Here is a 25033-nt window from a genome sequence, read left to right on the forward strand (position 1 = left end):
AGCGCGGCGTTCATCAGGCGCAGAGGTACAGGCATGGTCCATGGCGCTTCAGTTGCCAGACCTCTCGCGCGTGAATGGCCAGGAACCGGGCGGTCCGTCAAGCAGGTTGCGCGCGGCTGCCCACCACGAACACGCAAAAATCCAGTAAGATCGTTGGCTTAAGCCATGAAACAAACCGAACACCGCCAGGCATCTCGATGACCAGTGCCACAACCGACAAGGATTGTTATTTCTGCCGAGTAGCGGCCAGACTGGCCGACCCGCTGATCTACGAGAACGACTCCTTCGTCGCCCTGTTCGACACGAACCCGGTCAACCCGGGGCATGCGCTCGTGATCCCGCGACGCCACGTCGTGTCCCTGTTCGAACTCGATGAAAAAGAACAGTCGGACTACTTCGACGCGATTTATGGCGTCCGGCAGGTGATCGAAAATACCGACCTGACCAAACTCTACCGCAGCATGCTGGTTCGCGAGGATCTGCGGGAGCGCCCGAAAGACCACATCGAAGGCGTACTGGAACTCCCCTTTCTAGGCAATCAGCCCGATGCCTACACGGTCGGCAACAACGACGGCCGTATGGCGGGGCGTAGCATCGATCACCTGCACGTGATCGTTCTCCCCCGCTACGAGGGCGACGTCGAAGACCCGCGAGGCGGCATCCGCAACGTCATCCCGGACCGCGCCAACTACCACAGGCCGCCGCACGCCCGCGTTCACACCGACCGTGTGGGATCCCAATAGCCCCACCGACCCAAGTGGCAAAGGCCGGCGCACCAAACTTGGCATCCGGCATTCCAGACTACCCCGCTCACGCAGAGGCCCCATCCCGCTACAATACGAAGAACCACCTTGCCACCGGGGGTTCCGATGACGGCTGCACACATCCCCTGCCAAAACGCTTTCCGGTTACTGCTCCTGATCGCCTCCCTGTGGCTTCTGGGGAGTGCGGCCAGCGCTGAAGAAGACCCCGGCGCACGCCTCGCCCATGAAGGCAACGAGCGCGGTGCGACCGCCTGCATCCAGTGCCATGGCGAACAGGGTCAGGGCCAGTCGCAGCCCCCATTCCCGCGCCTGGCGGGACTGCCAAGGGAATATCTGATCGAGCAGATGGAGGCCTATCGGGAAGGCCTGCGACCGAACGCCACCATGGCGCAGATCGCGCAGAATCTGGACGACGACGAGATCGAAGCAATCAGCCGCTATTACGCCGAAATGGAACCGGCAGGCGGCCCGCACGACGTGCCGGACAATCTCGTCAACAAAGGGCGTGAGATCGCCCTCGATGGGCTGCCAGAACGCAACATTCAGTCCTGCGCCTCCTGCCACGGCGAAGAGGGGCGCGAGCGCAATCCCAGCCTGCCGCCACTGGCCGGCCATCCCCCCCAGTACCTGATGGCACAGCTCCAGGCATATGCCCACGGCGCGCGCGAAACCTCGCTCGCCGGACTGATGGAGGGTATTGCCAGCGAGCTGGAAGAAGAAGAAATGGCGGCCCTGGCGGCCTATTACGCCTCCCTGCCGGCCAGCGAAGAATAACCGGGGCTCGCCGGGCCCGGTCCATTCAGCCGGCCCTAATCCGGTCCCACCGCCCTCGTGGCTGGCTCAGACATTGCGGTCGGACCGTGATAGACCCCAGTCAGCGGAGGCGCGATCTACCGCTCAAGCGGCCTGCCTACTCTACCGAGGTTATCAGTGCCGACAGGTAATGGATCGCCAGCACCAGAATCACGACCCCCAGCAGCAGCGTCAGCGCCGCGTGAGGCACGTAGCGCTGTAGCCGCGCGCCGACATACATGCCCAAGGCGCCACCGATACCAAACAGCACACCCAGCTCCCAGTCCGGCCGCGTAGCGACGCCGGGTGGCGCGGGCAACAGGCTGTACATCAAGATACCCGCGATGGACGTGATGAAGGTGGCCGCCAATGCCGCACCTGCCACCGTGTAAACCGGCAAGCGGAAGATGGCGACGCAAAACGGTGCAATGAGTGCACCGCCGCCGATCCCGTAGATGCCGCCGATGATACCGACGGCGAAGGCCAGCAGCGCCATCGCCGGAAGGCTGAACGAGTGCGTGTCTCCCCCGAAGGTGAAGGTAACCCTGAAGGGGTCCACCGTCCGTGTACGTGCGACTGAGCCCGTCGCCATTCCCGATGTCCCCCAGCGGGCTTTTCCCCGCCAGGGCGCGAGATCGGTCAGCAAGCGCAAGGCGAGATACATGAGCACCATGCCGACGAAGACCTTGAACAGGGCCGGCTCATACAGGTGATAGACCCGTACGTAATAGCCAACTCCTACACCGGGCAGGGTTCCCGCGACGATCACCCAGTTGAGCGACCACAGCATTCGCCCTTCGCGGAAAAAGCGGTAGACACCCGAGGGTATGGCAACAACATTGAAGACCAGGTTGGTCGCGCTCACCGATGGGGCCGTGTAGTTCAGCACACTCATCTGAAACGGCAACAGCAGGAATGCCCCGGAGACACCCACCATGGCCGTCACCAGCGAGATGAGAAAGGCGATCAGCGGTGGCAGCCACAGGCTCGTTTCCACGCCCGATCGTGCAAACTCGTATTGGAGGAATTCCAAGGCGAGCCCCCTCGTTCTGACACAGATTCAGCGAGGGGACACGAACCCCTGCTGGCGCCCTGTCATGCCCGTCGCGATGCTCTGCCATCATGCCCAGCCGGGATCCACCGCCGCCGGCTCCGACCCGCTCAGCCCGTAAGGATGGGCATACCCAGAAGCGGCCAGATCACCAGCACCGAGAAGGCAATCACAACCGTAAGCACAATGCTGGCGGGAACGCCGGTACGGAAGAATTCCCAGGTGGAAAACTGACCGGACTGGTAGGCGATGGCATTGGGTGCGGCACCCACCAGGAACAGGAAGGGCATGCCAGTGGCGACCAGCGCCACGAACAGCACAACATGCGGACTCACGCCCATGTAGCCGGCCATGACCAGCGCGACCGGCAGCACGATGGCAATGGCAGCCACATTCATGATGACGTTGGTCATCACCACGAAGAACAGGCCCAGCCCCAGGACGAACAGCAGCCAGTGGGCGCCCTCGAACATACCGAGCCAGGTGATCGCCAGCCATTCGGCGGCCCCGGTCTGCCACAGGCAGAACCCGATACTCATCGCACCGCCGAACAGCAGGATGATGTTCCAGGGGATCTCCTCGAGTTCCTTCAGCGTGAGCACGCCCAGCGCGAAGAACAACAACGTCGTCACCAGCAGGATTGCCGGGCGGGAGACGGGCTCGAGCGCCGGGACCATGGCCTGCAACGCCAGTACCAGCACGGCGCCCAGAACGATGAGTATCGTGAGCCACTCGTCCCGCTTCATCGACCCCAGTTCCTGGTAGCGGCGCTCGGCCACTTCGGTTAGACCTTCAATGCGCTTTTTCTCCGGGGGGAAGAAGATCAGCATCATCCACCAGATGAGTACCGTCATCAGCAGCCCGACCGGCGCCAGATAATAGGTGACCTCGAAAAAGCCAACGTCGATATCGGCCACGTCCCGCGCAAAGGAGACCCCCACGATCCCGCGCGCCGAACCCAGCAGCGTGATGATCGAGCCAGCCCCCGCCGCGAAGGCCATCCCGATGAACAGGCCCTTGCCGAAGCGTGTCGGGCGATCCCCCGCGTCATACAGTGAATAGATCGCCAGCAGCACCGGGAAGATGGTCGCCGCCACCGCGGTGTGGGCCATGACCAGGGTGAGCGCGACCGTCACCAGGAACGTGCCCAGGTAGATGGTACTGGTGCGTTCCCCGACCAACATCAGCATGCGATAGGCAAGCCGTTGGGTGAGCCCCGACTTGGTGAACGCAATGCCAATCACCAGCGAGGCGAAGATGAACCACACGGCCGGATCCATGAAATTCCCGAATGCCACTTCGGGCGGGCGGATCAGGAACAGGGCCTGGAAGACACCGATCGCAATCGCGGTAACGCCGATCGGTATGGGGGTGAACACCCACCAGATGGCCGCCAGCAGGAACAGCCCCAGTGCGGCCTTGCCGGCGTCGCTCAGCGGGAATTCCTCGCCGGCCGGGTCGACCGCCGGGGCCGGAGCGTCCATGAACCAGAACAGGAAGAAGACCGCCAGTCCGGCGGCCAGGATCAACCAGCGCCGCCAGTCCAGCGTGTTCGGTGCTGCGCTGTCTCCCGGGTCGTCTTTCGACTCCGATCTAGGCTCCTCGCTCATGGACTTCTCCCAGTACGTGCTTGACGACCAGGTCGAAGATATCGGCCAGTCGCAACGCCCCGACCACCTTGTCCTCCTTGACGACCGGAAGCACGAAGGCACCGCACGCGACCATTTCCTCAAGCCCGTGCGCCAGCATGTCGTCACGGGAGAGCACTTTCCTCACTGGTTCCGCCAGATCGCCCGCGGTGTGCGAAGCCAGGTCGAGCCTTGTCTCCAGCTTGTCCGCCAGCAACCGCTCCCAGAAAACCTGCATGGCCACGTTCTCGCCGGAATCGGCCCGACCCCAGTACCCCTGGGCGGCACCACGGGCTTCCCGCTTGAGCAGCGAGGGCTCGATCGCTTTGAGCAGCGTGTGAATCGACAGGATCCCTTCCAGGCCGCCATCCTCCTTCAGGACCAGAAGGTGGCGAAAATAGGGAGTCCCATCCTTGCAGGGCTGGTGCCCCAGGGCCGTCAGTGCATCTTGTATGGTCGCGGTGGAAGGCAGGTGTGGATAGAGCTCGAGGGGAATCATAAACTCCCCGATCAGAAGTCGGTTCGGATCGGCCATCCCCTGCCCCTTTCAGAAACGCGTTTCCACGGAATCCGGGCGATCGGCGCACCCGCCTGCCGGCTCAACACACTCTGTTCAACAATAGACCGTAGACAAGAATGCAGCCAGCAGAAGGGCAACAGGCCAGGGATGGCCCGGCAATTCTTGGCGGTCAGCACGTGGCGTAGTGCCCCACACTGACCCGCAGCCTGGCGTGAAATCGCTGTCGTGTGTCCAGGCCCACTGTTGCCTTGACCCGTATGGTGCACGCTCAGTGCTGAGCGCCCTCCCGGTGCTGGAAGTGAACCGGCTGCTCGGCGGGTGCCCTGGCGCTTCCGCCCGTACCGTGCGGACAGATGAACTCGTCGGCCTGGAGGGGGTCTTCGAGCGGGCACTTGAAGGGCGTTGGGTCCACATTGAGGCGGGCGCACTCGTCGGCGAGTGCCTCGTCCAGCCATGCCGCGGTCTCCGGATAGGGGGAGGCGGCATTCTGCTCCCGCAGCAGCGGCAGCAAGACGCCCTGCCACCCTCCCAGATGGTCCGTCAGGAATCGGACCACGGCTTCATGGGTTACCTCCGCGTGTTCGTCCCACCCCTCGGAAATGGCGTAGGCCTCCTTGACCAGCAGGATCCCGTAGAACCCCAGCTGAACGGCCAGGTGATCGGGTCGCTCGGCGTCCTCATCCGACGTGTCGAGGCCAAAGGCCTGGTAGAAGCCGCTGATATCCGCCAGCAGCGGACCCGGCCCGGCGAGCTGGGTACTGCCAGCATAAGTGGCCGAGTGTAGGGAACAGGCCGTCCGGCCCATGAACAGGCGCGTGTACTCCGCCCTAAGGGTTTCGTCGTCGGCTGCTGCCCAGACTTCCACCACCGAGGATCCCGATGGAAGCACGGCGAGGATCTGGGGAGTAACGGCCGCTTCCAGTGCCTGGTGGATCCTCGCGCCGTCCCCGAGTCCTGGATAGGCAAAACAGGTGCCCAGAATCCGAAATCGGTAGGCCCGCGCGAGGAGATCAGAGATCTGGGGCTCCGGTGATTGGTTTTGCGCGCTGCACATGTGCTCACTCCTCGACCTTGAGGTCGATCCAGCTGGACCAGGACTTGCGGCCACCCACTTCGCGGTTTCCCCCGTCCCAGACAGCGAAGGCTGCAAGGGTATCGGTTCCCGGGGAGAGATCGGGATCGCCGGGCATCACTTGGTTGGCGGGCCGTGTGATCGCAACGCGCCAGGTCCCGTCCTCCCAGACACCCCAGCCGTCGGCATGCTGCATGGGTTTGACGGTGAGGCTGCCCCATCCCTCCGCCATCTGTTCCAGCACGGGGCTTTCGAATGGTCGGGCCACCGGATTATCCACACCCATGGCCCCGGCAAAGGCCCGGGCGTCGGTGACTCTCAGCACCTCGTCCGGATAAACGTCGACCAGGGCATAGGGATAGAGATCCCTTATGTCCGGCTCTCCATCGACCAGATCGCGCTGAAACGCGGCCCGCCACTGGAGGATGTTCACCTTGCCCCCAGGATTGCCCATCATCGGGCTGGCGGGTCCCTCCACGGGAAACTGGACCGCCACCTGGTCGCCAAAGGCGTCCGTCAGGAACCAGTCATCGCGGGTGTCGTCCTCCCATTCGATCAGGATCCCGAGCCAGGTCCCGTTGTTGACGGCCCTGACCGTCAGCTCGGTCACCGCGATATCGGCGTGATGAGGCCGCGTGACCTGCTGGGGGTTCAGGCGTACCGTCACAGTGGGCGCCTCTTCCCAGAACGCCGCCTCCGGATCGTTGAAGGGCCCGGTGGCATCCACCGGGACTGCGCGCAGGGTATCGGCCGCGGCCATGGGTGCCACGACCATGGCCACCACCAGGGTGGCCAGGCTGCAGTGCAATGCGGTCTTGTTCATGGCTGGCCCTCCTGTCAGGTCACATTGGTCCGGTGCACGTCGAGATCCGAGTCGTACTCGACCCGCATGTAGATGGGCTCGCGCATCGGTACCCGCACCACCTCGGCGCGTTTGGCGTCGTAGCCGATCACGTTCCTTCCCTCGACCTTGAAGTGGTGAATGATCTCGGGGGTGGCGCCGAACAGGAGCATCGCACCCAGCAGCTGGGGGTCCTCACTCGCACGCTTGTAGGTGTCGATGGCGTCCTCCACGCCCCAGCCGAACATCTGCCGCAGGTACTGCGGCGGGACATGGATCGGCGGGATATAGAAGGTGTTCGGCTCCAGGCCAAACTGGGGGTAGAGCGGCTTGCCGATCTTGGCCCCATGGATCAGGTAATCCATGGGGTTGTCCTCGCGGATCTCGTCGGGCCGGGAGATGAAGCCCTGGAGCCGGATCTTGCCGATGCAGGTGATCGTGCACTGGGTCTGCCGGTTGTTCTCGATGGCCGGGTAGCAGCCGATGCACTTCTCCGACACACGCGTAACCGGGTTGAACATCACCTTCTTGTAGGGACATCCCTTGACGCATTCCCGGTAACCCCGGCAGCGCTGCTGGTCCAGGAGAACGATCCCGTCTTCCGGCCGCTTGTAGATGGACTGCCGGGGGCAGGCGGACAGGCAGGCGGGATAGGTGCAGTGATTGCAGATGCGGGGCAGGTAGTACATCCACTGCATGTGCGGCATGGTCAGCAGCGCCCCCTGCTCCATGGATCCGGTGCAGTCGTCTTCCCCGATGTTGGGATAGGCCCAGTCCTCGTCATCGGGTGTATAGCCCAGGACGATCTCGCCATCCGGGGCCGCCTCGAACAGGGTCCTGCCCTGGTATTCGGGGCCATCCATCTCCTGCACGCCGTGCTTGTCCAGGATGTTCACATCCCAGCCCAGCGGGTAGTAGCCGTAGGGCTTGGTTTCGACGTTGTTCCAGAGCATCTGCTCCTGGCCACGCCCCGAGGTCCAGGTCGTCTTGCAGGCGACCGTGCAGGTCTGGCAGGCGATGCACTTGTTGGTATCGAAGATCATGGCGAATTGTTTCTCGGGCCGGACCCCCTCGAAGGGGTAGTCCATCTCGCGACCGAGTTGCCAGTTGTAGACGCGGGACATGGCGAGTCTCCTTGAGCCGTTATTCGTCGGTATCGCGGATGAAGTCGCCCGCGAGATAGCGTTTCATGGCGTCGCTTTCAGACGTGGGCCGCAGCCCCAGGGTGACGGGGCGCCAGGCGCCCTCGCCCCCGATGCCGCCCGGTTCGGCCTTGGTGATCTTCGCCATGGCCTCGCGGGGGGCACCCGTCACGCAGTGGACATCCGCGGCGAAACCGCGGCCCTGGACATGGCTGAACAGGCTCCTCCAGACCAGACTGTTGGTCTGATGGGTGGGCTTGAGCCAGGAGCGGGTCAAGCTCTGGTGTCCGCCGTAGCGGAACATGGACTGGTAGTTGGTCTCGGGGTTCTTGGCGAGACCGTCCTCCCGTTCCTCGTGCCCCTTCACCGAGCCCGGGGTAGCCATGTAGCCGTTGAACCACATCCGTGTGACCCCCGGCGGCGTGCCGGGGTAGTACCGCGCCCGGGCCATGAGGCGGGCCACCTTGTAGGCCTCCTCCTTGCCCTCTTCCTGCCAGCCGCGGAACGGCAGCTCCTTGGGATCCCCGTCGATCCAGACATAGTCCCCGTCCTCGACGCCCAGCTCGCGGGCGTCGTCGGGGTGGATGTCCACATACAGTTCGCTGGAGCCGGGCATCCGCTTGTCGCGCCGGTAGATATCGCCGAAGGGCCCGAACAGCACCATCATGTAGTCGGTGTCGATCGGAGTCGTGTGGGCGCCATGCCGGTACTTCGGCGTATGGAAGATGTAGCGGTAGCCGTCCCCCAGCAGCGGGTGCGTGCTTTCCAGGATCTCTTCCCCGGTGCGTACCACGTTTCGCATCTGGCGGGGCTGGTGGCCCAGGTCGTCCGGGTCCATGCCCCAGTCCTCCGGCACTTTGGGGCGGATCGCCGGATGGTCCTTGGCCAGGATCACGCAGGGCTCGTGGAAGGTGGAGTCCGAGGGCTCGCGATAGACGACCATATTCTCGCCGGCCTCGATGAACTCCTGCTCCGGACGGTAGAACTCCAGCCGCCCGGTCTTGGTGTACCAGGGCTTGGACTCGTGTACCTGCTCGTAACTGAAGATCCGCGGGTAGGTCCGGGTATTCATCAGGGCGGGTACGCCCCGACGGGCGAGCCCGTTAATGGTCTCGAACCGGTAGCCGCGCGTGGCCGCCGAGTAATCCAGGATCCGCTGCAGGTAGATGTCCACCCGGTTGTCGGCGACGAACTTCCAGTAATCCTCGAACCGCTGGTCCCCCGTCTCCTCGGCCAGGGCCCGGGAAACCAGGAGATAGGTTTCCATGTCGTGGACGGTGCCGTAGGTCCGTCGCAGCGGAGTGGAGGGGAACACCTGGAGGAACGGATTGGTGTTCGAGGCGGTCATGTCCGGGTACTTGAACTCCATCCAGGAGTCCACTCCGTAGACGATGTCGCTGTACTCGCAGGACCCGGTCCACCACCAGTCGTTGTAGACCACCAGTTCCGTGTTGGGCAGCGTGTTGTTGACCACGTCGTAGTGGCCCTTGGTGTTGCCCAGGCTGGAGTTGGAGTTCGCTTGCCAGATCGCCTTGGTCGGGGTGGGCACATGATTGCCGGTGGTGATGACCTTGTCCCCGGCCTGCATGATCCGTTCGCCGTTCGACCAGTAGTGCATGGACTCGTAACGGATGGTGGAACGCCGCTTCACCTCCCCGTTCGGGTCCAGCTGGATGTCGAACGGGTCCTCGGAGGTCCACTCACCGGCCCCGGAGAACAGTGTCACGCGGTAGTTGCCCGCGTAGCTGCCGATATTGCCCCCGTGGCGACCCACACTGCCGGTCAGCGCCAGCAGCATGAAGATCGCGCGGTCCTTGTTGTCGTTGTTCCAGAACTGGTTCGGGCCCATGCCGCAGGCAATCAGCGTCTTGCCCGAGTGTTCGGCAACGTCTTTGGCCAGCCGGGTCACGGCCTCGGCGGGTGCCCAGGTAATCTTGCTGACCTGCTCGGGCTGGAGGTTCTCGTCGATGTACTGCCGGGTCAGGTCGAAGACCGGGCGCACCTTGACGGTCTCGCCGTTGGCCAGCGGCACCTCGAACTCGCCCTCCAGGGCCGGATCCACCCCCAGCTTCTCGAAGTGATCGCCCACCTGGTCGGTGGCCACGGCGGCCGGCTTGTCCTCGTTCCGATCCCAGACCACGTAGTCCGCGAAATCACCTTTCAGGTGCGCCGGGATGTAGCGGCCTTCCTGCTGGTGGGTGAGCGGGGCCTCTTCCCCTTCCGCCAGCACATGGGTCCAGTTGTCGGGCTCCGCGTCCTGATGGTCGGGGAACACATCGGTGGCCTTCAGACGCTCCAGGGTGTCCATCCTGACGAGCGCCGGAAGATCGGTGTACCGCTTGACGAAGGACTCGTCATAACGGCCCTCCCGCATGATCACGCCGGCCGCACCCAGCGCCAGGGCCGGATCGGTGCCGGGACGGATCACGATCACGTCATCGCACTTGTTGGCGGTGGCCGAATACTCGACGGTAACGCCGATGGTCTTGGCCCCCTTCAGCCGCGCCTCGGTCAGCCAGTGGCTGTCGGGCATCTTGGTGCAGATCCAGTTCATGCCCCAGGCGATGACCACCTCGGCGTTCTCGCAGTCATGAAACTCGAAATCGTTGGTCTGATCGCCGCACACCATGGTGTGCCCCGGGGGCAGGTCGGTATGCCAGGAGTACGAGTCCCAGGCACCGCTGCCCTTGGCCTCGTCGGGGTCCACGCCGCGGACGTGGTGGTCCAGCAGCGCCATGGAATTGCCCATCCGGAAGTTACCCAGAATGCGGGTAGCGCCAAGCTTGGCCATGCCACCCCGGTACTTCATGGTCCGGGTGCCGGCGCCCTCCATCGCATCGATCATTGAGGACTCGTATCCCTGGGCCTCCAGATACCGGCGGCCCTGGTCCCCGGAGTAGGTTTCCGCGATGTTCTTCAGCGCCTTCGCGTGATACTGGGCCGCCTCCTCGAAGTCGACCTTGATCCAGCCGTCCCATCCCCGGTTCAGCAACTCGCCGGGCGGTTTCCCGGTCGCCGCATCACGCGGAAAGCCACGGTCCACCCAGTCCTTGAAGCCCTTGCGCAGGAAGGCGCCCTTCACCCGCCGGTCGCCGTACAGGCGCCGGGTCAGCACCAGGCCCTTCTGGCAGCAGCGGGGATCCCAGCGGTGGGAGGCCTGGTTGCCGTACAGGTCCGTGGCCTTTCCGTAGCCATAGGTCGGCTCGATCCGCACCAGGACCTTGTTCTTGTAATAGGCCCGGAGCAGACAGTTGTGGGTATCGTTAGGCGCGCAGGTGAAGACAAAGGAGCCGTCGGTCCGATACAGATCCCGGTACATCTGCTCCCAGTCGCGATCCGGATAATCGGCAAGCGGGTTCTCGACGCTGACCGGCGAGAGGAACCGGAACTGCGCCAGCAGCGCACCCGGGTAAGTGGCGGCACCGAAGCCGGCCAAACCGGCCAGTTGCAGAAAGCGCCGACGAGAGAAGGGGATGTCTGCCATGGTCTCACCTCCGGTCCTAAGTCCGAGCCTGGTGAGAACCACGATCCTCCTCGATCACGCAGCTTTTATTGATTCATATCAAATAAAGCATCAACTCTCCGTAAGGATGGAACGACAGTGTCGAAAGTGCTGGATGGGCAGGGCAACCGTGCCCCTATTTCGCCATAACAGCCATTGCCTCTGGATCAAACGCCCACTGCTTGTCCCCCAAGCGGAACAGCAGCTTTCCTTCGGCCCAACCAGTCGCGTCGTACTGTCGTTGCTCCGGGCTGAGATCGTCGTGCACGGGGGCCCGTACCGGGTACGCGCTTGCGTCCATCGAGTCGCTCGGCGATTCACGGTCCACCACCGTCAGAGTGCGGTCACCAGCAGGCCCTTCCTGCACGAACACCGCATAGCGTCCATCCTCACTCCAGGGCCCGACCGTGACGCTTCCCCCATACTGAAACGCCGCCGGACTCGCCTGGCCGCTGTCCGTCTGCACCAGCCAGCCCGCACCATGGGCCGCACCGCTGGTAGTCACCGCCAACCAGGCTTCGTCCGGGGACGCCTCGGCCTCCCGGAATCGGTCGGCCGCACCGAAGGCAGTCTGCTCGTCTACCTGGATGTCGCCGGGCAGATCCTCGATGCGGAGCAGTTTGGTGCCATTGCTGGCCCGAATGTGGTCATCGCCGATCTCGAGGGGAGCCATCATCGCGGCCTCTTCGTGCCCTGGTGCCCCCGGCGATGGCTCGTCCTGCTCCGACTGCGTGCAGCCACTGGCCACAATCAACCCGACGACGATGCCCACATTGAGCCGCAGGACGGGGCCCGGCGTATTGCGGCGGGTTGCAGCCCACGACTCGCCAGGACTCCGCCGCTGCTGCAGCCCACCCTCTTGTTGTCGACCGTCCGCCCAGCTCTTCATGGCTGCACCATCAACGCGTAACTGCATTGGGGTCAAACCGAAGCCTCTGTACGCACCGCCGCGCCCGAAGCCCACAGTGGCCCACCTGATCCCGAAGACACCGTCACACCCGCATATAGGTGCGGAAACTCCGCACAGCGGCTATCTTTTAAGCGCGGGACAGGGCAATCCCGCCGTCGGGCACGGCATCACGCGACCCGCATGAGCAACCGCAGGGGGGAAACATGCCAGGGAAATGGATCGTGGGCGTCCTTGCAGTGGCCGCCGCAGGAATCGGCTACTACCACTACGAGATCCGCCAGGTCGAACAGAAGCTCGACGACATGGCGGAAACCCTCCAGCCACTCGGCACGCTGCATTACGCCGACGTCGGCATCGGCCTCGGTGGCCAGCTTCATGTGAACCGGATCCTGTTCGAACCGCGCGATACAGCCGTGGGCCGCATACGGGCCGAACGCATCACCCTGGAGACCGGCAACCTTTGGCACCTCCTCCGCCTGCGGCACACCCTGGATGCCCGGCGCCTGCCCCGGCAACTCGGCTTTGCCATCAACGGCCTGACCCTTCCAGCCGGCTTCACGACCGGTGCACAGGGCGACGTCCCGGCGCTTTGGCTCGACACCGCCGGTTGCGGCTCCTATCAGGCCGCCCCGCCGGATGACCTGCTGGCCGCCCTCGGCTATCGCGACATCCCGCTGGACATGAGTATTCGCTACCACCTGGAAGAGCAGCACAACCGCTTTACGGTGCACAGCACCCTGGGCATGGGCCCGCTGGGCCTGGGCACATCTACGGGGCATTTCGAGCTCCAGGCGGCCTCGAACCGGGTCCGCGATGTCGCGCCCGCCCTGATGACGGCCTCGTTGCGGTCCCTGACCGTGGATTACGAGGACCGCGGGTACTATCCCGCTCTGATGGAGTTGTGTGCGGCCGAGATGGGCATGGAGCACCAGCAATACCTCGAACACCACAAAGCCGCTTGGCTCGAAGCCTGGGAACCCTTCGGGGTGCAACCGGGTCCCCTGATGGTTGAGGCCTATGGCCACTTCATCCAGCAGCCCCGGGGCTACTCCGTACGCTTCGGCCCGATCGAAAATCCGGCCTTGCTTTGGTCCAACCTCGACTCGCCGACCCAGTGGCTGGGGCAGGTCGAGTCCAGTCTGAGCGTGGCCGGTCGGCCCTTCGGTCGCCTGGATCTGCGCCCGATCTCCCCGCGTCCCGCCAGACAGGCCGCGGCTGCGGGCGCGCGGGGGGACACGCCTGTCAATACCTCGGGTCAAACCGCCGAGCCGCCGCGTGTACCGACCATCGCGTTGAATACACTGGGCGACCACATTGGCCGCAGCCTCCGCATCACCCTTGCCGACGGACGGGCCCGCAACGGCGAACTACTCGAAGTACACGAAGGGCACATCCGCGTGCGTCGGCGCTTCGGCAGTGGCTACATGGTCATCCCGATCGCCCTGGCCGACATCGACGAGGTGCGCTCATTGCGATAAACCCCAACACGTGGGTCCACACGGACAAAGCCACACGAACCATCGCGCTCAGACTAAACCGAGTTTCGAACGTGCCGGCTCAGTGAACTTGCGATTAGATGCACATCCGGATCAGACATTACCCGGTCGCTGTGATCAATAAACGCCGGCAGAGCCTTTGGGTTCAGCACCCACACATCACTGCCCTTTGACTCCGCGGTGGGCTGGACAAACCACCCCGGGAACACCACCACCGGCCGTACTGGCACCTTCTTCCCTGTCAACTCCATGACTTGTTCCCTTACCCACGCCGCGCACGCCTGCGCCTGACGAACCGGATTCCGCTCCGGCGTGTACCCCGCCACCCGTACCTGGTCCCCATCGAACACGATCTGTGGCCCACCTTTTGCGGGCTTGGAATATGTCTTCGTTTCAATCGCATACACCCCGCTCGGATGAATCACTACGTGATCCACGTTGAACCCATCACCGGGGAGGTCGTGAAGTATATGGGCACCGCGATCACGTAAACGCTCAAGGTATTGCCCAACGGCCTTTTCGCCATCAAGCCCCTGCCGCAAGTTGTGCACCCGGATGCGGGTTTTCCAGACAATAACCCCCACAGCAATCACAAAAAGAACGGTTAGCACAGTCCAGATCGCCAGCGGCACTTCAAATCCCCGCCACCAACGTAGCCATTCCAACAGCGTAATTGCCACCATGACTCCGGCTGCGACCATATAGGCCATCGCACGGTCGTTGATCAGACGATCAATCTCCTGTTCTAGCGACTCGCCCGGATTACGAAGGGGCCTCGCTTTGAGCGGCGATTTTTTGTTGGGCACGTTCCTCTCTCCCTGTGCGGCTCGGTCCATGTCTCGACGCGGGCGGACCCATTGCCCGCCCTGTCAGGCTGACGCTACCACCACCCGGTTGCGGCCCTGATCCTTGGCCTGCAGCAGGGCGTTGTCGGCCCGCTTGAGCCAGTCTTCCAGTCGCTCTCCCGGCGTACGTTCGGCCACACCAAGGCTGACCGAGACCGAACCGCCCTCCCGCGAGTCGGAGGTCAACACCACCTCCCGCACCCGCTCCGCCAGCTGGCGGGCCTGGTCGAGGTCGGTGTGCGGCGCAAGCACGACAAATTCCTCGCCACCCCAGCGACACAGTCCATCCGATTCGCGCATCACGTTCTGCACGCACTCGGTTACCCGGCACAGGACTTCGTCCCCTACCGCGTGACCAAACTGATCGTTGATGTCCTTGAAGTGATCCAGATCCATGAAGATCAGGGAAAGCGGGTAACCGTGACGCTCGCTGCGCCGCAGTTCGCGGCGGACTTCTCTATCAAATCGCAGGCGATTCCACGCCCCGGTCAAAGGATCGGTACTGGCAAGCCGGACAAGCTCTTCCTGCTTCTCGCGCAGCATGCGCTCGACATCGACGCGGCGGCTCGCCTCGTGCTGAAGCTTCCGGTTGAGCCGCACAAAATGGAGCACCAGGAGTGCGAGCATGCCCATCACCGCCACCGTCAGCAGGGTCGTACGCTTCAGCCAGGTGTAGTCCGTTTCCGATCGTCCCTCATAAAGGAAACCGTCCAGCTCCACCGGGCCCGAAACCATTTCCAGTGCTTCGTACTTGGCCCCGATCTGCTCCCACCGCGCCGGATTCATGTGCCCCAGGGAGACGAGATCCGGCATGATCAGTTCCCGCAACTGTTCGGCCTCGAATCGCAAATGCTCACGACTCTTGTTCGGGGCATATTTCCGGTGGATCAGCTCGACGGCCTCGTCGATGTTGTCCAGGGCGTAGCGCCAGCCCCGCAGCGTGGCCTCGACAAACGCGTCCACCTCGTCGGGGTGTTGCTCGATCAGATCTTCGCGGGTAATCAGGATGTCGTTGTAGAAATTGACCCCGTAATCGCGCGGCCGCAGCAGCCGATAATCGACACCCCGGTGTTCCAGGTACCACGGCTCGTTCGAGCTGTAGCCGTCATAGGCGTCCACCCGGCCTTCGATCAGGTCGTCCAGATTGAGTGTGGTCGGAATCAGGTCGAGCTCATCGGGATCGATACCCTCGCGCCGCAGCATCGTCAGCAGCTCAGCGCTTTCCATCGGTGGCATCAGCATCAGGCGCTTGTCGGCCAGGTCCAGCGGCGTGTGGATGTCGGAGTCCCCCAGCACAATCCAGACGATCGGAGAGGTCTGGGCGATCGCGGCCAGCGCCACCACCGGCTTGCCCTCCATGCGCTCGAGCAACACGCCACTGTTGCTGATCGCAAAATCCACACGGCCGTCCAGCAGATCGCCTACCGGGCGCAGTGCGTGCGGTCCGCCCTCCAGCAGCTCGACCTCCAGCCCAGCCTCCCTGTAGTAGCCGTTCTCGAGCGCCATGTAGTAGCCGGCAAACTGGAACTGATGCTCCCAGCGCAGCTGCACGGTGAACTCGGAATCGGCATGAATCGCCGGGGACAATGGCACGAGCAACAGAAACAGCAGGAAGTACCGGCTAGCGGCCACTCGCTTGCCGCTTTGCGTCGCTATCCCACGGGACATCCGCCTGCCATGCGCCATTCACCACTCCCGGGCTTGGCTTTTGATTCGAGACTAGCATCACAGGCTCGCCAATCCATACTCGGGTTTCTGCGGGAAGGCCGGAAGCCGTGCGGTGACCGGACCCAAGATCGGGGCTCCATTCAGACCGCTCGCACGAAAACCGCCCCCCGTTGAAGTCACGCCACTGGATCTCCAACGTGAGAATCGTCAGCGACACTTGCTGACACTGCATGCTCTGAGAACCAACACGAAGGAGCGAACCATGCAAAACACATCGCCAAAGCGTTCCCTGGCGCTGCTGGGATCCGTATTTTTAGCAGTTGGACTGGGCGCCCCCGTGGCCGCCGGCGACATCGAAGCCGAGAAAGACGAAATCCTTGCGGAGATGGAAAACGTGGCGGAACAAATGGCCATGCAGCGGGACCAGAGCCCTGCCGGCGCTGGGCAGGACGTGACTGCGGAGTACCAACAAATGAAGGAGCACGCGGCCCGGCAACTGTCCGTGGAATTCGGGGCGTCGGACTCCCAACTGCGATCTTTCCGTGAACAGGCCCGGGCCATCGGCTACGAACACGGCGTGATGGAGTGAGCCGTTCCGCCAACCTCCACCGCCGGAGCGTACAAACAAGCTGACATCCAGGACCTGACCCACTCACCGGCCCCCAACCCAGTCCTGAGTCCGCCTGCTATCCCGCGATATACGGAATACGGCCATTGCGGGCGGGGCGTCGCACCATCCGGGATGTGGCGCTCCGCCCTGTTGCGCCGTACAGACCTGCCTGTAATCCTTCTTGGAAATCGCGCAAACCGGCAGCCACCATGAGCGGGACATCCGATATAAGAAAAATGGGCTTCATCGCCCACATGGCGACCGTGTTCATCAACGGTCTGAACGACAATTTCTTCCGACTGGTGGTCATCTTTATCGCCGTGCGCGAGTTCGTCGCCGAGGGCGAGGGCACCTTCTATTACAGTCTGGTCGGTTTCGTCTTCCTGCTCCCGTTCGTGCTGTTTTCTCCCTGGGCGGGCTACATCTCCGACCGCTACAGCAAGAAGGGCGTCATCGTATCCACGCGGCTGGCCGAGGCTCTGATTCTGCTGGCGGCCGCACTGATGCTGATAACCGACAACTTTGTCGGGCTGCTCCTGACCACCTTCCTGATGGGCCTGCAAAGCACCTTCTTCAGCCCGGCCAAGTTCGGCATCCTGCCGGAGATGGTGCGCTACCAGCAGCTCTCCCGCGCCAACGGTCACATCCAGCTGTGGACGTTCCTGGCGATTATTCTTGGCACCGCTCTGGCCGGGTTCGTGATGGAATTCGCCGGCGAGGATCTGTGGATTCCGGCTGCACTGATCGTGGCATCCTCCCTTACAGGCTTGGCAACCAGCTTCTTCATCTCCCCGACGGTGGCCACCGACAACCCCGCACCGTTCCGGCTCAACGCCTTCGCGACGGTGGTGCAGTCGATCAACGAGATTCGTCCGCACCGCATCCTGTTCCTGGTCATCCTGGGCATCGCGTGGTTCTGGGCACTGGGCACCCTGTACCAGCTGAACGTACCCCTGTTCGCCGAGGTACACCTGGAACTCGGCGAATTCGCCACCGGCATCATCCTGACCACACTGGCGCTTGGCATCGGCGCCGGCAGCATCCTGGCCGGCTACCTGTCGCGTGGGGAAATTGCCCTGCACCACGCCCCGGCCGGTATGATCGGCGCGGCCCTGATCAGCGCCCTGTTGTTTTTCGCCGCTGACAGCTACCCGGCGACACTGGTGCTCATGGCGCTGCTGGGCGTGGCCTCGGGATTCTTTATCGTGCCGATCACCGCCTATCTGCAGGGACACAGTCCCGCCGAGCGACGCGGCCGCTTCATCGCCGCCAGCAATTTCCTGGCGTTCGCCGCGATGCTGGTGGCCCCGGTACTGTTCTGGCTGCTCACCGGCCCGGCAGGCATTTCACCGGCGCTGGTCTTCGTGACCGGCGGGCTGGCTTCGCTACTCGTCGGACTGGCGTCCTGGCGGCTGTATCGCCGGCACCACGCAGAAGCGAATGCCTGACACCGCCAGACATCGGCATCGAACTTCCAATCCTGCCCGTTCGATCGAACTTCGAACCTCTGGCCCTGCCGGTTCTTCCAGTCAACGTGACCGGACCTCGTTCGTGCTTACCGCGTCGCACAGCAGGTACTGGCACTTTCCGCCGGCCTTGACCAATCTCACCGTATGGACACGGAACAACCCTTGCCCCTCCATCTGCCGCCGGGACGGTCGCCCCCGCGGCGTAGCGGCCTGATTTCGGCCGTGCTGGCCCTGGCGGTATTCGGCGGCGCGTGGGTCCCGGCGTCTGCCCTCGAGTACGGACCACTGCCGGAGCGACTCGAGGACGCAATCGAAGGCATCGAGCGCACGCCTCTGGATGCCGAACCGATACGGCTGGACTCCGATCAGGATAACGACACCGTCATGGTCCAGGTGGACGCCATCCTCGAGCATCCCTTCCATCAGGTGTCCCAGGAATTCCGGTCCGCGGCGGTATGGTGCGAATCCCTCTTCCTGCATATCAATGTGAAGGCCTGTGTCCACCATGGGGACGGCGAGCGGTCCGGCATCGAACTCTACATCAGCAGAAAGGGCTTCCAGCGCCCGGAAAACGCCTATCGGGTGGGCCTGGACTTCCGGGTCCAGATCTCCGAGGAGGACTATCTGGCCGTGAAACTGGCAGGGGACCGGGGGCCCTACGGCATCCGGGACTACCGCATGACCCTGGAGGCCGTGCCTCTGGATCCCGAGCGGACCCTTATCCACGTTCGGCATGCCGTTGATTACGGAGCCCTGGCCCGGGGTTTCCTGAACCTCTATCTCCGCTTCGGCGGCGGGGATCGGGTCGGCTTCACCGTGGTGGGGGAGGATAACGCCGGGAGGCCGATCTACGTCGACGGTCTGCAAGGTGTCATCGAGCGCAACGTGATGCGCTTCTACCTGGCATTCCAGGCCTATCTGGAGAGCCTTGAGGTCGCGGAAGAGGACCGTCTGGCGTTCCGCATGGCGCGCTGGTTCGACCTCACCGAGCGCTATCCCGAACAGCTGCGGGAGCTGGACGAGAACACCTACCTCCGACAGAAGGAGATGGAATGGCGCGAACAGGAAAGCCTGCAAGTACAGCGCGACGACCGCAATTGATCCTCTATCCGCCTCCTCGGCCTACCTGAGGACGACTCCGACGAGCGGGCCGCAAGCGCCTGTGGCCCGATATGCCCCCATGGCGTGGCCTCGCCTCGTGCGAGCCACTACCTCTTTTCTTCGGCCGCGGGTTCCCCTCCCAGGTCCCCGAGTGCAGCCTGAAGGACCTGCACGATCTCGCGCTCATCCTGGCCGTAGGCATCGACCGAAATCGGCTCGCCGATGATCACGCGCACCTTCTTACCAGGCCGCGGGAAGCTCCGACCCGGGGCCATCACCTCACGGGTCCCCTCAATCCATATCGGCACCACCGGCACGGGCTGCGCTGCGAGCACCAGCCCGATGCCGGGCCGCAGGCGCTGGAGACTGCCGTCCGGGGAACGCTGCCCTTCCGGAAACCAGACCAGGCTGTGGCCACGCTGCACTGTGGCGGCGGCCTGCAGGAGACTGCGTCGCGGTGCCGCGGCGGGATCGACCGGTAGAATGCGCGCGATGCGGCTGAACGCGCGGGAGAACCGGTTGGAAAACAGATAGGCCTCCAGGCCCGCCCAGTACAGCGCCTCCAGCTGCCGCGTGCTGAACGCCGGCAGCAACGCCAGCGGGTCCACGAAGCTCAGGTGGCGCGGCGCGAGGATATGGGGACCCGCGTCCGGATCGGGGAGACGGCCCTGCACCTCCACCCGCATCAACAATCGGCCCAGCAGCCGCGCACCCCCGAGGAGCAGACGGCCGGCCACCCGGCCGGCCGTCCCCGGCGGCTCCAGTGCACGCTGCTGGACGGAGTCGAGGGAAGACTCGGGATCCTGGAGCTGCTGCTTGAGCTCCCCTCGCCCTTCCTTCGCCTCCGCGGCTCCGGCCGCCTCCTTCAGCAGGTCACGCACCGTTTCCACGCGCTCGATCGCCGAATCGTCGAGGTCGATGCCGGCGCGATCCTCCAGCGCAAGCGTCAGGTCCACCCAGTTGAGCGAATCGATCCCGAGTTCGTCTGCCAGCATGCTGTCCGGCGTCAGACGCAGGTCATGAAACCGCTCCGCAAGATAGGTCCATGTCTGCTCCGCTGCAGGATCCGACAGCAGCTGCTGGTCTTCCGGCGCCCAGGATTCCGGCGAAACCGGCTCCGGCCGCGCCTCGGAGACGGTGTCCTCCCGCCCCAGCTCCTCGAACAACTCTTCCAGCTTGTGCCGACGCAACTTGCCCAGGCGCGTGTGCGGCAACGGGTCGAGCGCAACGCGCACCGTGCCCGGGCGATGATGGCTCGGCAGTTCCTTCGCCGCCCGGTTCACCGCCTCCTTCAGGCGCTTCTCGAGATCGTCGCCGGTCACCTCGCGCAGCAGACCCGATTCGGGCACAACGACAGCGGCCAGGCGATCTTCGTGCGCCAGAACCCCGGCCTCGCGTACGTCGTCGATTGCCTTCAATGCATCTTCCACCCGTTCCGGATCAACGTTCTCGCCGCCCGAGAGGACGATCATCGAAGATTCCCGCCCGTGCAGGTGCAGATAACCGTCATCGTCGATCTCGCCGGTATCGCCGGTGCGGTACCAGCCGTCTTTCTCCAGGACCTCCTGGGTCTTGTCCGGAAGGTTCAGGTAGCCGGAGAACACGTTCGGCCCGCGCGCCATCACCTCGCCACGCCCGTCGCCAGACTGCGAATCGTCGATCTTGAGCTCGACTCCGGGCAACGGCAGACCGGCGGCCTCGATCTTGAGCCGATCCGGCGGGTTGTAGGTCAGGATCGGGGAGGTCTCACTGAGGCCGTAGCCGGTCGCCACGTCCCAGCCCAGCGCCTGCAGGTTGCGCGCCAGCTCCGGATCGAGCGCCGACCCGCCAGCGACGACCAGCCGCAGGCGCGGGGCCAGGCGACTGTGCAGGCCCTTCAGCAGCCTCCGGCCGAGGTTGAGACCGAGCCGGCGGCGCGCCAGCCTGGAGACACCGATGATCCGCCGGAACACGAACGCCGCCAACCCGCCGCGCCCCGCGACCCGATCTTGCAGGGCCTGCCACACGGCCTCGTACAACCGCGGCACCCCAAGCATCACCGTGGCCTCGCCCTCGCGAAGCGCGCGCACGATCTGCGGACCCACCAGCGAGAACGGCACGATGATCGTTGCGCCCAGGGTCAGCGGGATCAGGATGCCCACGGTAAACGGATACACATGGTGAAATGGCAGGGGCACCAGCACCCGATCGCGATCGTCCGCAAGCTCCTGGTCGCACAACGCCTCCACATTGCTGCTCAGGTTGCCATGCGTCAGCGGGACCCCCTTCGGCGGCCCCGTGGTGCCGGAGGTATAGAAGATCGCCGCGATATCATCCGGGCCCGCAACCGGGTCTGCCGGCTCCTTCGCCAGAAGCCCCTCCCAGGCATCCGCAGCATCGGCGTCCGCATCGAACAGGTAGGTGCGTACCTCGCCAAGTGCCTCGGGGAGGCGGTCCCTGAGCTTCGTGGTAGTGAAGATGAACCGCGGTGCGGAATCCGAGATCGCGTGGTCCAGGTCCTCGCGCGGCATCTGGGTATCCAGGGGCACCAGGACCGCACCGGCATTCATCACGCCCAGGGCCGACACCACCCACTCGGCGCTGTTGGGAGCCAGGATCAGGACCCGGTCGCCCTGCTCGACTCCGGCCTGCTGCAGCCCGGCCGCCAGACACCCCGCCCGTTCGAGCAATTGCCCCCGCGAGAGGGCATCGGAGCCATCGCGGCTCATGGAGACGACCGCGTCCTGGTCCTCGCGAACGGAACGGGAAGACAGCAGCTCCCCGATGGTTTGCGCGCTCATCCTGAAATCTCCCATACCAGAGCCTGATCGCCCCGTCAGACCGTGAGGCGGCGGCACGGCAGCCTCGCCAGCAGCGCCTCGCGGCGTCCATCACTGTATCGAGGCATGATTCGCCGTCTCTGTCATCCCCTCGAATCTGGGAGCATAGGACACAGAGGAGGATCTCGAGTTTCACAATCCCCGATCTGGCTGGGCTGACGTGGGCGCCAGGTCCTCAAAGCCCCGCGCCTCGATGACCTGGCAGAACGAGAAATCACGGGTGTCCTCTTCCCTGTTTCGCCCGAAGTGTCAGGGACAACCGGTGTAGTCCGATCCTGGTGGGTCGACGCGCCATTCGGCGTCCGCAAACTCGCCGATCACCCGCACGTCCACGCACGTCGCCTGCTCTTCGATGATGCGGCGCACGCTGTCCGCCTGTTCCGCCTCCATCGCATCGCGCTTGTCCTTTGATTCCCAGTGCGCGATAGCCAGAAGTACGTACGGATCGCCAATCTTCCGGTGCAAGCGGGTGCCACGGGCACCGGGGGCCCGCTGGATGATCCGGCTGGCCCGCACCCAGGCATCGGCATACTCCTCGGCGGAACAGCCCGGCCGGAGGTGGATCTCGAACACGAAGATCATCCGCTTCCCTTCACCTGCGGTGGACCCGGCCGATGGCCGCCAGCAACGCTCAGTCGTGGAAAATGATGCGCGCGCCGGCGGGATCGATATCAATACGAGAGCCGGAATACTCGCAGGCGTCCGCGATGTCCTTCAGCCTAGGCATATCGTTGAGCTCGGCCAGCTTCCGCAGCAGGCCACTACCTTCGCAGTTGCGCTGCATCCCGCTGTCCGGGTCAGCGGTGCACCCGAACTCGCTGCCATCCACCGACCAGTCCATACCCGATGGCATCATCAACACCACCGGCTCCTCGTGCATCACCTGGAACTTCACCCGTGCCGCGTTCTGTCCGTCCTGCCAGTCCACGGTCGGGATGTTATCGCTGGCCATGAGGTCACTCCTTCCCGGTATCTCGGGCAGTCCCACGAGGCCGTTATAGTTCGCGTGGGACATCATCCGGCCTTCCCTGTGACGCTAGACCCCCTTCCGACAATGCTCAAGCAGTGCCTGCCGATTGTCAGGCCTTGCGAGCTCATATCGAGACGCAACAATCATGTCTGCCGTTTTGCCATCCCGTTGCCACGGCGACGTTTACGGCCGCACTGCGTTTTCAATCAGGGCTGCCATCTCATTGCCAACGGCTGCGATGGTGGTGGTGTCCCGTTCGCTGCGGGCAAAGATCAAAGCCCCCTCAGACTGGAGGTGATGATCCAGGCCAGGGTGACGGCTCGCAACGGCCTGAAGCCCGCCGCTACAAGCGCATCCCGATACATCACCCTCCATTCCTCGAAGCTGGCATGCCACCCTTCCGCGAGCGCGGACTCCTCCTCCAGCATATCCAGCACGATGGACGCCACCGGACAGCCCAACGCGTAGCCGGACTCGCTGATCTCGCCCGCCGCCGCCTGAAAACACCTGCGAACCCCCTCGGCCGGGCCATGGGCACTTCCCAGACAATCCCGCAGCACCCGGCTTGCCTCCGCCACACCGGCCCGAACCGCCTCCAGGACCAAGTCATTCTTCCCGCCGGGAAAGTGGAAGTAGAGCGATCCGCGCGGCGCGCTGCTAGAAACATGGGCGTCCCCTTCTTTCTTCTTTTTTTGTCGCCCTTCTTTTGGTCGCAAGATGTGCCAGCCCCCCTGCTATGATGCCGCAAAGCAAAGGGGCGCCCATGAGCAGCAAGATCATCGAAGTCGTCGGCCCGGCCGGGCATCTGGATACCGTACTGGGAATCGCCGACGGGCTGGCCGTCGATGTTCTCTGGCACGGGGTGGACGAGAACCGTGACCGCATGGCCGTACACATGCTGGTCAGCACGGAATACCGCCAGCGCCTGCTGGACGACCTCTATCGTGTGCTGGGCGCGGTCGAGACCGCGCGCATCATGGTCCTGCCGGTGGAGGCGGTCCTGCCCGACCCGCTGCAGGACTCCAGCGCCGACGAGAAGGATGCAGCACGCACCGGCAAGAAGGCCCGCGCAATCTCGCGTGAAGAGCTCTACACCAACGTTGCAGGGGGCGCCGACCTCACCGGCCAGTTCGTCGTGCTGACGGTGCTGTCCACCATCGTCGCGGCCATTGGTCTGCTGGAGGACAACGTGGCCGTGGTGATTGGCGCGATGGTCATCGCTCCGCTGCTGGGTCCCAACCTGGCCCTGGCGCTGGGGACCTCCATGGCCGATACCCGGCTAATCGGACGCTCCCTGCGCACCAACCTGGTTGGACTCGGCGGAGCTATCCTGATCGGAATCCTGCTCGCCACTGTCACGTCGGTGGACGTCGGTGCGCGCGAACTGCAAATGCGCACCGAAGTCGGTCTCGACTCGGTCGCTCTCGCGCTGGCGTCCGGAGCCGCCGCAGTGCTGTCGCTCACCACCGGCCTGCCCACGGTTCTGGTCGGCGTGATGGTGGCCGTCGCCCTACTGCCGCCAGCCGCAACCGTTGGCATCATGCTCGGCTCCGGCGAGTTCTCCGCCGCCTACATGGCCTTCCTGCTACTGGCGGTCAACGTAGTGTGCGTGAACCTGTCGGCCAAGCTCGTGTTTCTCTATCAGGGGGTGCGCCCGCGCGGACGCGCTCAGCGGGAGGCCGCTGCGCAGAGCATGGCTGGCTATCTGCTGCTGTGGGCCGTCACCCTCGCCCTGCTGGTGTTTCTGATCCTGGAAGCCGACATCACACTGTAGGCTGCTCCAGCCCCATCGGGATTCGGGAAACAAGATCCAAGAGCGGGGTCGGACCTCGC

21 protein-coding genes are annotated in these 25033 nt (G+C 64.1%); 7 read left to right on the plus strand and 14 right to left on the minus strand.

Going from position 1 to position 25033, the window contains the following annotated elements; genetic code table 11:
* Positions 1 to 197 precede the first annotated feature (197 nt).
* On the plus strand, positions 198 to 743 hold the full coding sequence (locus C935_RS0105675) for an HIT family protein (RefSeq protein WP_018861551.1): 546 nt from the start codon (positions 198 to 200) through the stop codon (positions 741 to 743).
* A 126-nt stretch (positions 744 to 869) separates the two neighbouring features.
* Positions 870 to 1538, plus strand: coding sequence for a c-type cytochrome (locus tag C935_RS0105680; protein ID WP_018861552.1), 669 nt, complete (start codon positions 870 to 872; stop codon positions 1536 to 1538).
* Positions 1539 to 1674: 136 nt separating this feature from the next.
* Here the strand turns inward: C935_RS0105680 and C935_RS0105685 are convergent, their stop codons facing one another.
* The 8 genes from C935_RS0105685 to C935_RS0105720 form a co-directional block, all read right to left on the minus strand.
* Entirely contained in the window at positions 1675 to 2589 is a 915-nt protein-coding gene (locus C935_RS0105685) for a sulfite exporter TauE/SafE family protein (RefSeq protein ID WP_018861553.1), read from the minus strand.
* Between the two features lie 128 nt (positions 2590 to 2717).
* Complete coding sequence (locus C935_RS0105690; RefSeq protein ID WP_018861554.1) at positions 2718 to 4217, minus strand: SLC13 family permease; 1500 nt, start codon at positions 4215 to 4217, stop codon at positions 2718 to 2720.
* On the minus strand, positions 4201 to 4770 hold the full coding sequence (locus C935_RS0105695; RefSeq protein WP_018861555.1) for a CBS domain-containing protein: 570 nt from the start codon (positions 4768 to 4770) through the stop codon (positions 4201 to 4203). The genes C935_RS0105690 and C935_RS0105695 overlap by 17 nt, the downstream gene beginning before the upstream one ends.
* Positions 4771 to 5023: 253 nt before the next feature.
* Positions 5024 to 5620, minus strand: coding sequence for a molecular chaperone TorD family protein (locus tag C935_RS0105700; RefSeq protein WP_231367703.1), 597 nt, complete (start codon positions 5618 to 5620; stop codon positions 5024 to 5026).
* 193 nt (positions 5621 to 5813) lie between these two features.
* Positions 5814 to 6650 (minus strand): ethylbenzene dehydrogenase-related protein, encoded by an 837-nt coding sequence (locus C935_RS0105705; protein ID WP_018861557.1) that lies wholly within the window; start codon positions 6648 to 6650, stop codon positions 5814 to 5816.
* A gap of 14 nt (positions 6651 to 6664) precedes the next feature.
* Complete coding sequence (locus C935_RS0105710; RefSeq protein WP_018861558.1) at positions 6665 to 7792, minus strand: 4Fe-4S dicluster domain-containing protein; 1128 nt, start codon at positions 7790 to 7792, stop codon at positions 6665 to 6667.
* A gap of 19 nt (positions 7793 to 7811) precedes the next feature.
* Positions 7812 to 11294 (minus strand): molybdopterin-dependent oxidoreductase, encoded by a 3483-nt coding sequence (locus C935_RS0105715; protein WP_018861559.1) that lies wholly within the window; start codon positions 11292 to 11294, stop codon positions 7812 to 7814.
* 154 nt (positions 11295 to 11448) lie between these two features.
* Complete coding sequence (locus tag C935_RS0105720; protein ID WP_026278671.1) at positions 11449 to 12228, minus strand: hypothetical protein; 780 nt, start codon at positions 12226 to 12228, stop codon at positions 11449 to 11451.
* 197 nt (positions 12229 to 12425) lie between these two features.
* On the opposite strand from C935_RS0105720, the gene C935_RS0105725 reads away from it, so the two are divergent.
* On the plus strand, positions 12426 to 13700 hold the full coding sequence (locus C935_RS0105725; protein WP_026278672.1) for a hypothetical protein: 1275 nt from the start codon (positions 12426 to 12428) through the stop codon (positions 13698 to 13700).
* Positions 13701 to 13753: 53 nt separating this feature from the next.
* Here C935_RS0105725 and C935_RS0105730 read toward each other — a convergent pair whose 3' ends face one another.
* Together C935_RS0105730 and C935_RS0105735 are read right to left on the minus strand one after the other, a co-directional pair.
* Positions 13754 to 14524 carry a nuclease-related domain-containing protein gene (locus tag C935_RS0105730; protein ID WP_038044458.1) on the minus strand — a complete coding sequence of 257 codons (771 nt, stop codon included), beginning with the start codon at positions 14522 to 14524 and terminating at the stop codon, positions 13754 to 13756.
* 63 nt (positions 14525 to 14587) lie between these two features.
* Entirely contained in the window at positions 14588 to 16195 is a 1608-nt protein-coding gene (locus C935_RS0105735) for a GGDEF domain-containing protein (RefSeq protein WP_018861563.1), read from the minus strand.
* Between the two features lie 253 nt (positions 16196 to 16448).
* Here C935_RS0105735 and C935_RS0105740 point away from each other — a divergent pair, with 253 nt between their 5' ends.
* The 3 genes from C935_RS0105740 to C935_RS0105750 all read left to right on the plus strand — a co-directional run bounded on the left by C935_RS0105740 (position 16449) and on the right by C935_RS0105750 (position 19411).
* A complete protein-coding gene (locus tag C935_RS0105740) occupies positions 16449 to 16820 on the plus strand; it encodes a hypothetical protein (RefSeq protein WP_231372835.1) in 372 nt (123 codons plus the stop codon).
* Positions 16821 to 17050: 230 nt separating this feature from the next.
* Positions 17051 to 18289: an MFS transporter gene (locus C935_RS0105745; protein ID WP_026278673.1), complete on the plus strand. Its 1239-nt coding sequence runs from the start codon at positions 17051 to 17053 to the stop codon at positions 18287 to 18289.
* Between the two features lie 183 nt (positions 18290 to 18472).
* A complete protein-coding gene (locus C935_RS0105750; RefSeq protein ID WP_018861566.1) occupies positions 18473 to 19411 on the plus strand; it encodes a hypothetical protein in 939 nt (312 codons plus the stop codon).
* Between the two features lie 107 nt (positions 19412 to 19518).
* On the opposite strand, the gene C935_RS0105755 is transcribed toward C935_RS0105750, so the two are convergent.
* The 4 genes from C935_RS0105755 to C935_RS12725 all read right to left on the minus strand — a co-directional run bounded on the left by C935_RS0105755 (position 19519) and on the right by C935_RS12725 (position 23805).
* Complete coding sequence (locus C935_RS0105755; RefSeq protein ID WP_018861567.1) at positions 19519 to 22191, minus strand: AMP-binding protein; 2673 nt, start codon at positions 22189 to 22191, stop codon at positions 19519 to 19521.
* 288 nt (positions 22192 to 22479) lie between these two features.
* Positions 22480 to 22812, minus strand: coding sequence for an antibiotic biosynthesis monooxygenase (locus C935_RS0105760; RefSeq protein ID WP_018861568.1), 333 nt, complete (start codon positions 22810 to 22812; stop codon positions 22480 to 22482).
* 49 nt (positions 22813 to 22861) lie between these two features.
* Complete coding sequence (locus C935_RS0105765; RefSeq protein WP_018861569.1) at positions 22862 to 23182, minus strand: hypothetical protein; 321 nt, start codon at positions 23180 to 23182, stop codon at positions 22862 to 22864.
* 290 nt (positions 23183 to 23472) lie between these two features.
* Positions 23473 to 23805 (minus strand): hypothetical protein, encoded by a 333-nt coding sequence (locus C935_RS12725; protein ID WP_018861571.1) that lies wholly within the window; start codon positions 23803 to 23805, stop codon positions 23473 to 23475.
* Positions 23806 to 23963: 158 nt separating this feature from the next.
* Between C935_RS12725 and C935_RS0105775 the strand changes: the two genes are divergently transcribed.
* Positions 23964 to 24974: a TIGR00341 family protein gene (locus tag C935_RS0105775; protein ID WP_018861572.1), complete on the plus strand. Its 1011-nt coding sequence runs from the start codon at positions 23964 to 23966 to the stop codon at positions 24972 to 24974.
* Positions 24975 to 25033 lie beyond the last annotated feature (59 nt).

This window comes from Thioalkalivibrio sp. ALJ3 (genome assembly GCF_000377205.1).
GTDB lineage: Bacteria > Pseudomonadota > Gammaproteobacteria > Ectothiorhodospirales > Ectothiorhodospiraceae > Thioalkalivibrio.

Excerpts from the sequence above, each read along its gene's own strand:
- C935_RS0105675 (WP_018861551.1), top strand. The coding sequence starts at position 198 with ATGACCAGTGCCACAACCGACAAGGATTGTTATTTCTGCCGAGTAGCG.
- C935_RS0105680 (WP_018861552.1), top strand. The coding sequence starts at position 870 with ATGACGGCTGCACACATCCCCTGCCAAAACGCTTTCCGGTTACTGCTC.
- C935_RS0105690 (WP_018861554.1), bottom strand. The coding sequence starts at position 4,217 with ATGAGCGAGGAGCCTAGATCGGAGTCGAAAGACGACCCGGGAGACAGC.
- C935_RS0105695 (WP_018861555.1), bottom strand. The coding sequence starts at position 4,770 with ATGGCCGATCCGAACCGACTTCTGATCGGGGAGTTTATGATTCCCCTC.
- C935_RS0105705 (WP_018861557.1), bottom strand. The coding sequence starts at position 6,650 with ATGAACAAGACCGCATTGCACTGCAGCCTGGCCACCCTGGTGGTGGCC.
- C935_RS0105710 (WP_018861558.1), bottom strand. The coding sequence starts at position 7,792 with ATGTCCCGCGTCTACAACTGGCAACTCGGTCGCGAGATGGACTACCCC.
- C935_RS0105715 (WP_018861559.1), bottom strand. The coding sequence starts at position 11,294 with ATGGCAGACATCCCCTTCTCTCGTCGGCGCTTTCTGCAACTGGCCGGT.
- C935_RS0105720 (WP_026278671.1), bottom strand. The coding sequence starts at position 12,228 with ATGCAGTTACGCGTTGATGGTGCAGCCATGAAGAGCTGGGCGGACGGT.
- C935_RS0105725 (WP_026278672.1), top strand. The coding sequence starts at position 12,426 with ATGCCAGGGAAATGGATCGTGGGCGTCCTTGCAGTGGCCGCCGCAGGA.
- C935_RS0105745 (WP_026278673.1), top strand. The coding sequence starts at position 17,051 with ATGAGCGGGACATCCGATATAAGAAAAATGGGCTTCATCGCCCACATG.
- C935_RS0105755 (WP_018861567.1), bottom strand. The coding sequence starts at position 22,191 with ATGAGCGCGCAAACCATCGGGGAGCTGCTGTCTTCCCGTTCCGTTCGC.
- C935_RS0105760 (WP_018861568.1), bottom strand. The coding sequence starts at position 22,812 with ATGATCTTCGTGTTCGAGATCCACCTCCGGCCGGGCTGTTCCGCCGAG.
- C935_RS0105765 (WP_018861569.1), bottom strand. The coding sequence starts at position 23,182 with ATGGCCAGCGATAACATCCCGACCGTGGACTGGCAGGACGGACAGAAC.
- C935_RS0105775 (WP_018861572.1), top strand. The coding sequence starts at position 23,964 with ATGAGCAGCAAGATCATCGAAGTCGTCGGCCCGGCCGGGCATCTGGAT.